This is a genomic window from Amycolatopsis sp. NPDC039088 (assembly GCF_055598845.1).
Map to the genome: position 1 here is coordinate 216,162 of NZ_JBVKAE010000003.1, position 10,662 is coordinate 226,823.

The 10,662-nt window shown below is 70.1% G+C and carries 9 protein-coding genes; 8 read left to right on the plus strand and 1 reads right to left on the minus strand.

The genetic code is table 11. The features are described 5' to 3' along the window. Nucleotides 1-9 precede the first annotated feature (9 nt). On the minus strand, nucleotides 10-918 hold the full coding sequence (locus ACZ7KI_RS05845) for a helix-turn-helix domain-containing protein (protein ID WP_470272054.1): 909 nt from the start codon (nucleotides 916-918) through the stop codon (nucleotides 10-12). A 252-nt stretch (nucleotides 919-1,170) separates the two neighbouring features. On the opposite strand from ACZ7KI_RS05845, the gene ACZ7KI_RS05850 reads away from it, so the two are divergent. The 8 genes from ACZ7KI_RS05850 (at nucleotide 1,171) to ACZ7KI_RS05885 (ending at nucleotide 9,957) form a co-directional block, all read left to right on the plus strand. Then, the gene (locus tag ACZ7KI_RS05850) at nucleotides 1,171-3,261 is read left to right on the plus strand and encodes a metallophosphoesterase (protein WP_470272055.1); all 2,091 of its coding nucleotides are present in this window, start codon (nucleotides 1,171-1,173) and stop codon (nucleotides 3,259-3,261) included. 15 nt (nucleotides 3,262-3,276) lie between these two features. Next, nucleotides 3,277-4,488 (plus strand): MFS transporter, encoded by a 1,212-nt coding sequence (locus tag ACZ7KI_RS05855; RefSeq protein ID WP_470272056.1) that lies wholly within the window; start codon nucleotides 3,277-3,279, stop codon nucleotides 4,486-4,488. Beyond that, the gene (locus ACZ7KI_RS05860) at nucleotides 4,485-5,390 is read left to right on the plus strand and encodes a TolB family protein (protein ID WP_470272057.1); all 906 of its coding nucleotides are present in this window, start codon (nucleotides 4,485-4,487) and stop codon (nucleotides 5,388-5,390) included. Before ACZ7KI_RS05855 ends, ACZ7KI_RS05860 begins: the two co-directional genes overlap by 4 nt. After that, on the plus strand, nucleotides 5,387-6,421 hold the full coding sequence (locus ACZ7KI_RS05865; protein WP_470272058.1) for a hypothetical protein: 1,035 nt from the start codon (nucleotides 5,387-5,389) through the stop codon (nucleotides 6,419-6,421). Before ACZ7KI_RS05860 ends, ACZ7KI_RS05865 begins: the two co-directional genes overlap by 4 nt. A gap of 9 nt (nucleotides 6,422-6,430) precedes the next feature. Next, entirely contained in the window at nucleotides 6,431-7,534 is a 1,104-nt protein-coding gene (locus tag ACZ7KI_RS05870) for a sensor histidine kinase (protein WP_470272059.1), read from the plus strand. After that, the gene (locus tag ACZ7KI_RS05875; RefSeq protein ID WP_470272060.1) at nucleotides 7,527-8,597 is read left to right on the plus strand and encodes a histidine kinase; all 1,071 of its coding nucleotides are present in this window, start codon (nucleotides 7,527-7,529) and stop codon (nucleotides 8,595-8,597) included. The genes ACZ7KI_RS05870 and ACZ7KI_RS05875 overlap by 8 nt, the downstream gene beginning before the upstream one ends. Further along, a complete protein-coding gene (locus tag ACZ7KI_RS05880) occupies nucleotides 8,576-9,232 on the plus strand; it encodes a response regulator (protein ID WP_470272061.1) in 657 nt (218 codons plus the stop codon). The genes ACZ7KI_RS05875 and ACZ7KI_RS05880 overlap by 22 nt, the downstream gene beginning before the upstream one ends. A gap of 101 nt (nucleotides 9,233-9,333) precedes the next feature. After that, nucleotides 9,334-9,957: a hypothetical protein gene (locus ACZ7KI_RS05885; protein ID WP_470272062.1), complete on the plus strand. Its 624-nt coding sequence runs from the start codon at nucleotides 9,334-9,336 to the stop codon at nucleotides 9,955-9,957. Nucleotides 9,958-10,662 lie beyond the last annotated feature (705 nt).

The window sequence follows — 10,662 nt, forward strand, 5'->3', positions numbered from 1 at the left end:
GGTGAGGCGTTAGGTCCAGCTCCACCGGATCCCGTACTGGCCGGGCAGCGGGTCGAGCGTGATGAACTGGAACGTGCTCGTGTTCCCGTCGAACGTCGCCTCGCCACGGTCCTCCGGTGGCACCGCGCTGCGCGGCTGGAAATAGGCGCCGCACCGCCGCGGCAGATATCCGGGGTCGAACGCGATCTGCAGCGCGATCTCCCGCGCGGGCCGGTAGAGGGCGATCTGCGCGTGCTCACCGGACTGTCCCGGCGGGAACCGGATCCCGAACTCCACGGCGGCCAGTTCGCCCGCCGCCAGTGTCCGGTCGAGCGCGAATTCGAAGACACAGGTGGACGACGGGACGTCCGCGCGAAACCTAGCCGGGCGGCACCCTTCGGTGTACAGCACCGCCGGCGGCCTGGTGAGGCTGGAATAGCGGATCACGAACAGGAACCGGGAGGTGTCGTCGTGGTCGGCGCGGATCAGCCGCCGGACCCGCATCGATTCCTCGTGGCCGTCGCCGTCGATGCGAAAGGACACGTACTGCGAAAGCCGGTGCGGGGTGTCGAGTCCTTCGTGCGTCGCGTCCACTTTGGCCAGTGCGCGGGTCACCGTCTCCGGCCGGTTCCACACCTGTTCGTACGCCACGAGGCGGTCGGCGCGCACGTTCCAGCGGCCACGGGGCCTGCGGGGACCGAGCAGCCTGCTGAGGGTTTCCGGTGGCTGGCCGAGAATGGCCTCCAGTTCGCTCACGGCGGCGAGTGAGCTGGCACGTTCCGGCCGGTTCTCCCCGTTCTGCCAATAGCTCAGCGCGCTGATGCTGACCGGCGTCTCCTGTTCGCGCAGCCGCCTGCTGATCTCGTTGAGACTCAGTCCGCTGCGTTCGATCGCCGTGCGCAGGGCAGCACCGAATTCCGCCGGAGCGATGCTCGTCATGAAAGCGCAGCGTACCGCCCGGAACGCCCGACTTTCGTCGGGTGAAGCCCGCCCCGTTCAGAGTTATCCAGCCTCCCCGGCGGCTTTCGTTGACGGTACTCCGGCCGCGATTAGGGTCGGAATCGTCGGAAGAATCCCCGCGAATCCCGCCGATTCCCGAATCGCACGTCCTCCCCTCAAAGTCCGAAGAGGATCCTCATGCGCTCAGCGACAAGACACCGCCGGCGATGGCGCCGCAGGACGCTCGCCGTCGTGACCTCCGCGTTGGCGGCCGGGACCTTCCTGATCGCCGCCCAGTCACAGGCCGGCGGTACCGCGGCGGCCCCGTCCGTGCCCGAAGTGGCCGATCAGGTCCCGCAACTCACCGAAGCGGGTGTCATCGGTGGCCCCGCGTCGGTCTCCGGCGACGGCGCGTCCGCACAGGCCGCGTCCGCGCGGTCCGTCTGTGCCGCCGGAGCGCGGTGGCTGCGCGTCCGATTCACGGAACTTTCGTTGCGCGGCAACGACTCCGTGACGTTGACCGGCAGCGCCGCGGGTTCGTTCACGCTCACCGCCCAGCACTGGCCGGGCAAGGCGTTTCACACTCGCGCGTTCGAAGGTGACTGCGTGCGGGTCTCGGCCGCGCTGGCCGATCCCGCCAGCCGGTTCGCCATCGACGCCTACCAGGCGGGCGACCAGCCGCTCGCCGCGGCGACCACGACCGTCGCCGCGGTCGGTGACGTCTGCGGCTCTTCGTGCAACCAGACCGCGCCACTGATCGAGAACATGACCCCGCAGGCGCTGATCCTGGCCGGGGACAACGCCTACAGCTCCGGCACCTTGTCCGAATACAAGAACAACTACGACCCCTACTACGGCCAGTTCAAGTCGATCACTTATCCGACACCGGGCAATCACGAGTACAACACTTCCGGCGCCTCGGGGTACTTCGACTACTTCGGGACGCGAGCCGGTACGCGGGGAAAGGGGTGGTACAGCTTCGATGTCGGTGACTGGCATTTCGTCGCGCTCAACTCCAACGTCACGCGCAGCGCCGGGTCGGAGCAGGTGACGTGGCTGAAGAACGACCTCGCGGCGAGCACCAAACCCTGCACGGCCGCGTTCTTCCACCATCCGCGGTTCAGCCGCGGCACCCACGGCGACGATTCGTCGGTGACGCCATTCTTCGAGACACTTTACGACGCGAAGGCGGATCTGGTCGTCGTCGGTCACGACCACAACTACCAGCGGTATGCGCCGTCGCGGCCGGACGGCACGCGCGACGACGTGAACGGCGTCCGCGAACTGCTGATCGGCACCGGCGGCCGGGGCTACTACAACTTCGACCGGTCTTCGGCCGCCGTGCAGGAGGCGGGTAACACCAACACCTTCGGCGTCGGCAAGCTGACGTTGACCGCGAGCGACTACCGCAGCGACTTCGTGCCGGTGTCGGGCCGCACCTTCACCGACACGGCGACCGGGAAGTGCAAGAAGGCCGCCTCGACCACCCCGGGCTTCACCGTCGGCACGAACCCGTCGTCGGTGTCGGTGCGGCCGGGTGGGACGGCGCCGGTCACGGTGAACGTCGCCAGCACCGGCGGTTTCAGCGCGGCCACCGCGCTTTCGGTGTCGGGCCTGCCCTCCGGCGTGACCGGGACGCTTTCGCCGTCGTCGGTCACCCCGCCTGCCAACGGCACCGCGACGGCGACGCTGACCCTGACCGCGTCGGACGCCGCGACCGGCTCCTCGACCGCGACGATCACCGGTTCTTCCGGCTCGGCGACCCAGACGGCGAAGGTCTCGGTGAGCGTCGGATCGGCCGGTGGTGAATCCTTCGCCGACGACTTCGAGACCGACAAGGGCTGGAGCCTCAACGCGGCCGGATCGGACACCGCCACCTCGGGCAAATGGGAACGCGGCGATCCCGAGCAGACCACGTCGACCTACAGCAACCAGATCAAGCAGCGCGGCGACACGACCAGCGGCGCGAACTGCCTGGTCACCGGGCGGCTGGCCGGAGCCGAGTACGGCGCCAACGACCTCGACGGCGGCGCTTCGTCGATGGCTTCACCACTGTTCACCGTGCCCGCCAGCGGGAAGCTGACCTTCTCCTACACCTTCGCGCACGGTGACAACGCGACATCCGCGGACTATCTGCGGATTCGCGTGCTCGATGGCACCACGCCGACGACGGTGTTCGAGAAACCCGGTTCCGCGACCGAGGTCGCGGGCGGCTGGCAGACCGCGACGGCGGACCTGTCCTCGTTCGCCGGACGCGATGTCCGGCTGCTGGTCGAAGCCGCCGACTCGAGCACCGCCTCACTGTGGGAAGCCGCGGTCGACGACATCCGCGTCACCGGCTAGCCCGGAAGGCCTGACATGTACCTCTCCACCCTCCGTTCCACCGATCCCGCCCGGCCCGCGAGCCGGGCGGGATCGGTGCCCGCCACCGTGGTCGGCCTGGGCGTGGTCAGCCTGATCACCGACATGTCCGCCGAGATGGTCACCGCCGTGCTCCCCCTCTACCTCGTCTACGGGCTCGGCGTCGGCTATCTGCAGCTGGGCGCGATCGACGGGCTCTACACCGGCGCGACCGCACTGCTTCGGCTGGCGGGCGGCTACTTCGCCGACCGACTCGGCCGTCCGAAGGCCGTCGCGTTGGTGGGCTATGGCCTGTCCGCGGCGGCCAAACTGGCCTTCCCCGTCGCCGGGTCCTCCCTCGGCGCGATCGGCCTGGTGATCGGCGCCGACCGCGCGGGCAAGGGCATCCGGACCGCGCCGAGGGACGCGATGATCACCCTCGCCACCCCGGCCGACGGTCTCGGCCGCGCGTTCGGGGTACACCGCGCGATGGACACCGCCGGCGCGCTGCTCGGACCGATCATCGCGTTCGGGCTGCTGACCGTGCTCGTCGGCGACTACCCGGTGGTGTTCGGGGTGAGCTTCTGCCTCGCCGTGCTCGCGGTGATCGTGCTGGCGGTGTTCGTCCGCGCGCCCGCCGGGACCGTCGAGCGCTCGCGGGTGCGGCTGCGGGCGGGATTCGCCCTGCTGCGGCGACCCGGCCTGCGCGGGACCTGCCTCGCCGCCGCGCTGCTCGGCGTCTGCACGGTCGGCGACATGTTCCTTTTCGTGGGCGTCCAGCAGTCCGCCGGTCTGCCGCCTGGAGCACTTCCCTTGCTGCCACTGGCGACGGCGCTGGCGTTCATGGCGCTGGCCTCCCCGATCGGACGGCTCGCCGACCGCGTCGGACGCTGGAAGGTGTTCCTCGCGGGTCACGTCGTACTGCTCGCCGCGTACGTCGTTCTAGCGGCTTCGCCGAGCGGATGGCTCGTCGCGGCGGTCGTCCTGATCGCGCACGGGGTGTTCTACGCGTGCACGGACGGCGTCCTGATGGCGCACGCGTCGCCGCTGGTGCCGGAGTCGTTACGCGCCACCGGCCTCGCGGTCGTCCAAACAGGACAGTCCGTGGCCAGGGCCGCGGGCGCGGTGCTGTTCGGCGTGCTCGCGGCCGGGACGGCGGTGCGGCCCGCGTTCGCGGTCTTCGCCGTCGTGCTGCTGGTGTCGGTGCTGACCGGAACGAGGGTGAAATGAGCACACGGCGGACCTGGGCGGGTATCGCGGCGGTCGTGGTGACGGTGGTGGCCGGGGCGGTCTTCGTCGGGCTGCGCACCGGCGACGCGGTGGCCGAACAACGGCTGGACCTCGCCCACGGCGGCTTGGTGTACGTGGACGACTCGGGCCGGGTGCGACAGGACGATCGCGTCGGCCCGTCCTGTCAGCGGGTCGACGTCGCCGCGGGTGTGCTGGCGTGCCTGCGCGCGACGGCGGTGCCCGACCAGGCCGAACTGGTCGTCACCGCACCGGGAGCCGAACCGCGGCTGATCTCCGAATGGGGAATGCCGTCGCGGGTCCGGGTCTCACCGTCCGGGCGGCTGGTGGGGTGGACGGTGTTCCGCTCCGGTGACTCCTATCTGGGCGGGGTGGGCACCTTCTCCACCACGGCCGGGATCTTCGATCTCGCCACCGGGAGCCACTACGGCTCGCTGGAGGATTTCGCGCTCATCGTGGACGGAAAGCCTTACCCGGCAAAGGATCTGAACTACTGGGGAGTGACCTTCGCGCGGGACGACCAGACGTTCTACGCCACGGCCTCCTCGGCGGGCGGCACCTGGCTGGTGCGGGGTGATCTGCGCGGCCGCACGCTGACCGCGGTGCGACGCAACGTCGAATGTCCGTCGCTGTCGCCCGACGGCACCCGGATCGCCTACAAGTTCCGCGAAAACGACCGCTGGCGGCTGCACGTGCTTTCCCCCGCGGACGGCCGGGACGTCCCGCTCGCCGACCCCGCGCATCTCGACGACCAGCCGCAATGGCTGGACGGCAAGACCGTCGCCTACGGCCGGGACAAGGCGATCTACGCGGTGCCCGCCGATGGGACCGGCGCGCCCGTGCTCGTCCGCCCGGCGGCCTCCTCGCCGGCGGTGGTGCGGTGATCCCGCGCGACTGCACCCCGCTCGGCCTGGCACTGGTGGTGGCGGCCGCCGTCGCGGTCGTGATCTTGCCGGGGCCGGAACCCGATCCCGGTCCCGGCGTCTCCGCCGCTCCCTCGCTCACCGACGTCTGGCCGGACGCGCGGATCACCGCGGTAGCCGTCGCCGGAGCGCCCTACACACCGTTGGCGTACCTCGATTCCGGCACCTCCGCGGGGATAACTCAGGCGGGCGGCTCGATCCGGCTGACGCTCGCAGATCGCGTGCTCCGCGAGGTATCGCCGTCGGGCTCGCCCCGCTTCGTCCTCGCCGCCGCCCCGGACGCGCTGGTGTGGCTCGAACTGTCCGACATCACCGGCACGGGGTCGCTGTGGCGTTCCGGACCGCGAGGCGAGGACCCCGTCCGCGTCACCGCCGACACCGGCCGGGTCGTCCTCCTGGACTCCCGATATGACCTGGTCGTGCACGACGGGCAGGCCAGCTGGATGGCCGTGCGGGGCGACGCCACCGAAGTACGGACGGTGGCGTTGTCCGGCGGCATGGTGACCACCACGCCACTTCCCGGCGACTACGCGCTGACCGCGTGGCCGTTCGCGACGTCGGCGGCGGTCGAGCAGGCCGGGCCGTCGGAACTCGTCGACGTCCGCGACGGCCGGGTCACGAAGGTCGACGGGCAGAGCGTCGAACTGGTCGACTGCACGCCGTCGTGGTGCCGCGTCCAAGTGCTCCGCCAGAGCGGGACCGCGCGCTTCGACCTGATGAAACCCGATGGTTCCGAACGCAGGAGGGTCGGCGGGAAAGGAATCCGGCCGGCGTTCGGCGACGTCGTCGTGCTCGATCGGTACGCCGTCGTGGTCGACGACGACCGCGGCGCGCTCGTCCTGTACGACACCGCCACCGGGCGGATGGCCGACCTGGCGGCGGAGTTCGGCACCGTAGTGGCGCGGGGGCCGTTCTTATGGTGGTCCGACGGTGGGAACGAAGCGCTGACCTGGCGGGTGCTGGACCTGCGCACGCTCAAGGCGTCTGCTTGACTACTGCCCGTGCCGCCCGCTCGTGAGACCTCCGTCGAAGCGGAGTTCCTGACGGTGGTCGGCCGGTTCGCCGGGCCCGCGCGAGGCGTCGGACTACTGGTGATCAGCGCTTTCGGGGTGCTCGCGACGCCGCAGGGCGCGCTGCCTCTCGGCTTCGGCCTGCTCGCGCTGGCGCTGGGCACCGCCGTGGCCGAGCGGCTGGCCGGGAAGACGGGCCGGGGCAGGCCGGTGGCGTTCGCGCTGACGCTGATCCGTGCCGCGGCGATCTGCGGCACCCAGTTCCTGACGGCGCCCGAAGCGGGCGAGCTGAACCAGTGGGCGTTGAACGTCCTCACCATCACCGCGATCACCCTGCAGTGGGAATGGCCGCCGAAGGTCACCGTGCCCGCCGTCGCCTGTCTGCTGGCGATCGAGGTGGTGCCGCTCGGTTTCGCGGACGGCCTGTTCGTGGTGGCGCGGGTGGTGCTCGAAGCCGCGCTCGCCAGGGGCGCCTTCGTCCTGCTGCTGCGCACGACCCGCCGGACCGACCATCTGCGTGAGCGGCGCGCCCGGCTGGCCCGCGAGGAATCCCTTGCCGTGGAACGACGACGTCAGGAACGGGAGTATCTCGCCGTCCTGCACGACACGGCGGCGGCCACCTTCCTCACGGTGGCCCAGCGCGGGAAGACCGCGGGTCCGGCCGAGGTCGCCGGGTACGCCCGCCGGGATCTGGCGATCCTCACCGGCGAATCCGGCCCCGGCGGGGTGGTCGATCTCGAAACCTCGCTGCGCGGAGTGCTCGAGGAAAGCCCGGTGAAGGTCGAGACACACTGGTCGCCGCTCCCGGCGATCCCGGCCTCCGCGGCGCTCGCGCTGGTGCGGGCCGTACGCGAGGCGCTGGCGAACGTCGACCGGCACGCGGGCGTCGGCGAAGCCCGGCTGACGGTCGAAGACGGCGTGCGCGTGACCGTCCGGGACGAGGGCCGCGGGTTCGATCCCGCCGGGACCCCGGCGCAGCGGCGAGGCGTCCGTGGCTCGCTCGTGGAGCGCATGGCCGCGGTGGGCGGCCGTGCGAAGGTGACCTCCGCGCCCGGCGCGGGGACCACGGTGGAACTGGTGTGGCCCGATGGATGAGACGGCGGGCCGGGTGCTCGGTGGCTGCCGGATCGCGATCCTGCTCGCGACGGCGGCGATCCAGGTCGGGCTCAGCCTGCCCCGGCTGGACGACACCGCCGATCTGATCGCGTTCACGGCGCTCGCCGTGGTGCTCGTCGTGGCGGCGTGGTGGGTCCTGCGCTGGAAGCCGGTCCCCTGGCCGGTCGCGCTCACGGGGGCGGTGGTGGTCCTCGCCGCGTCGACGATCGCCATCTGGGCGCTGCCACCGGATCGGCTGCTCGACAGTGACGACTGGGCGTCCGGACTCGCGGGCTGGCATCTGCTGGTGTTGCTGCTGGACCGCCCCGCGCTCGTGATGGTCGGGCTCCTCCTCCAGATGGCACTCACCTTTTTCCGGCAGATCGGTTCGGCGCCGGCCGATCGCGGTGAGATCGGTGGGCTGGTCCTCGTCGGGCTCAGTGTGCTCACCTTCCAGCTCGCCACGTTGGCGCTGGTGCGGGTCGTGTACCGGAGGGCGGGCGAAGCCGCGGAGGCCTCGGCCGAACGCGACCGGCTGTTCCATCGCAAGGCGCTCGCCGAGCAACGGGAAGCCGACCAGCGCAGCCGGTTCGCCGGTCAGCTCGGCGCCACCCTGCCGCTGCTCGCCGGACTGGCCGATCGCACGCTGGATCCGCGTGACGAGGCGGTCCAGCGGCGATGCGCGCTCGCGGCCACGCAGCTGCGACGGCTGTTCGCGGAGAACGACGACGTCCCCGATCCGCTGGTGCACGAGGTGTCGGCGTGCGTCGACCTCGCCGAAAGGCGGGGGCTGACGGTGGCCTTGGCGGTCAGCGGCGAACCGGCGCCGGTGCCGACGGTGATCCGCCGCGAGCTGACCGGCCCGCTGATGACCGCGCTGGTCGCCGCCCGGTCGCAGGCGAGGGTCAGCGTGCTGCGGACCGGCGACGAGATCCGGGTCGCGGCGATCACCGACGGTGAACCGGGCGCGGCGGTGAACGGATCGGGCGCCGTCGACGTCGAATGGCACGCGCTGGGAGAACGATCGTGGATGGAGGCGAAATGGCGTTCGCGACCGAACTGACCGCGGTGGTCGTCGACGATCATCCGGCCGTGCGGGCCGGGGTCGTGCACTGGCTGTCCTCGGGGACTCCGCCGGTCAAGGTGGTGGCCGAAGGCGAGGACGTGCGGGCCGCCTGGATCGGCGAAGGGGCGCAGGCCGACGTCGTCATCCTCGACCTGCACTTGAACAGCACCACTCCCGCGATGGGCGACCTGCGCAGGCTCACCGAGGCCGGCCGCCGCGTCGTCGTCTACTCGATGCGGGCCGACGACGAGACCGTTCTGCAGTGCCTCGAACTCGGCGCGCTCAGCTATCTCACCAAGGCCGAAGGCGCGGAACACCTCCTCGAAGCCGTGCGCGCGGCGGCCGCCGACCGGCCGTACACACCGCCGTCGATGGCCGGCGCGCTGGCCGGGGACCGCTCGGACCGGCGTCCCGCCCTCTCGGCGCGGGAGACCGAAGTGCTCATCGAGTGGTTCCAGTCGGAGTCGAAGGACTTCGTCGCGCACCGGCTGGGCATCTCGCCGAACACGGTCAACTCGCATCTCGAGCGGATCAGGGTCAAATACGCCCAGATCGGCAGGGAGGCGCCGACCAAGGCCGCGCTCGTCGCGCGGGCGATCCAGGATGGGCTGATCGGCGTAAGCGATTTGTGATCCGATGTGGTGCGAACGGGCCACACCGATGGACCCGCTCGGCGGTTACGGTGCGTGGCGAGAACGCCGTGTCCGATTCGGCGGGAAGTCCGAGGAGATCCATGAAGTCCGACCGCATCGCCCTGTTCGCCACCGGCTGCGCCGCCGCGCTGCTGCTTTCCGCGTGCGGCGGTGAAAAAGAGGCCGGTACCCCGGCACCCGCCCCCGCTCCGGCCCCGACGTCTGCTCCGGCGTCCTCGCCCGCGACCAGCGGCACCGTTCCGGTTTCGAACGCGGACGCGACCGCGCCGGGCAGCGAGCTCAAGGTCGGCGACCGCGCCGTCGTCCCGTTCAAGTACGGCACCGACAAGACCGGCACCGTCGCGATCACCGTCAAGTCCATCGAGCTGGGCCCGAAGGAAGACCTCGCCGCGTACGGCGACAAGGCCAAGGGCATGACGCCGGTGTACATCCGGATGACGGTGGAGAACGTCGGCGGCACCGACCTCACCTACAGCACGGTGCGGCTGCGCGCGGTCGGCCCGAACAACAAGAGCACCGGCGTGATCATCACCGGCGAAACCCCGAACTGCCAGTCCGAGACGGCGAAGAAGGACTTCAAGACCGTCGGCGCGACCTACGACACCTGCGAACTCCAGGCCGTGCGCGACGGCGGCGAGGTCGGCGGCGCGACCTACAGCGACGGTGACGGGTACAAGGACGAGCCCATCGTGTGGAAGAAGTAAGTTCACCCCCAGTACATGAAGGCCCCCTTCCTTGCGCCTGGCGCAAGGGTCTCGGCAAAGTCGAAATCTTGCAGGTCGGTCGACTATTTCTGCATTGTCGTGGGGCCGCACGCATCGGTGGTGGAGCTTGATCAACGGAAGATCGGGGGCACTCAACGTCCCTGATCTTCCGTTGATCAAGGGCGAGCCGAGGTAGGGCAGGCCCGATCCGGGCCGCCAGCGGGGCTTCAGTGTCCACAAGGGACACTACCGGGCGATAAGGCGTCCGATTGATGCCACTATGTACGTTTCTGTGCGGGGTCGTGAGTGTTAATGAGGGTTATTGAGGGGTAAGTCAAACGTGTCGTGTCGCGGGCTGTGGTCGCTGCTGCCTACGCGTTTCCCTGGTGGTGAAGGCTTCCTTGCCTACGCTGACGGTAGTGAAGGAGCCCTTCACTACCGTCAGGCGTGATCCCTCGTGACAGTGGGACGGCTGTGACATCAACGTCCCGTCTTGAAGTCCGTGAAAGCCTCCTTGAGGGACCCAGAGTCCCTCAAGGAGGCCTTCACGGACTTACCACCCACCACGCCACCTTTGGGTCACCTCTCAATAGAACGACCCAAATCGCTCACAACCCCCTCGTAAAACCGTGTAAGTCACCCAAATCGGGCACATTTGTCTCGAAAAGTGTCCCTTATGGACGGTCAAGAGCCGGGTGAGGCCCT

Coding starts and splice junctions, on each gene's coding strand:
- ACZ7KI_RS05845 (WP_470272054.1), bottom strand. CDS start 918: ATGACGAGCATCGCTCCGGCGGAATTCGGTGCTGCCCTGCGCACGGCG.
- ACZ7KI_RS05855 (WP_470272056.1), top strand. CDS start 3,277: ATGTACCTCTCCACCCTCCGTTCCACCGATCCCGCCCGGCCCGCGAGC.
- ACZ7KI_RS05860 (WP_470272057.1), top strand. CDS start 4,485: ATGAGCACACGGCGGACCTGGGCGGGTATCGCGGCGGTCGTGGTGACG.
- ACZ7KI_RS05875 (WP_470272060.1), top strand. CDS start 7,527: ATGGATGAGACGGCGGGCCGGGTGCTCGGTGGCTGCCGGATCGCGATC.
- ACZ7KI_RS05880 (WP_470272061.1), top strand. CDS start 8,576: ATGGCGTTCGCGACCGAACTGACCGCGGTGGTCGTCGACGATCATCCG.
- ACZ7KI_RS05885 (WP_470272062.1), top strand. CDS start 9,334: ATGAAGTCCGACCGCATCGCCCTGTTCGCCACCGGCTGCGCCGCCGCG.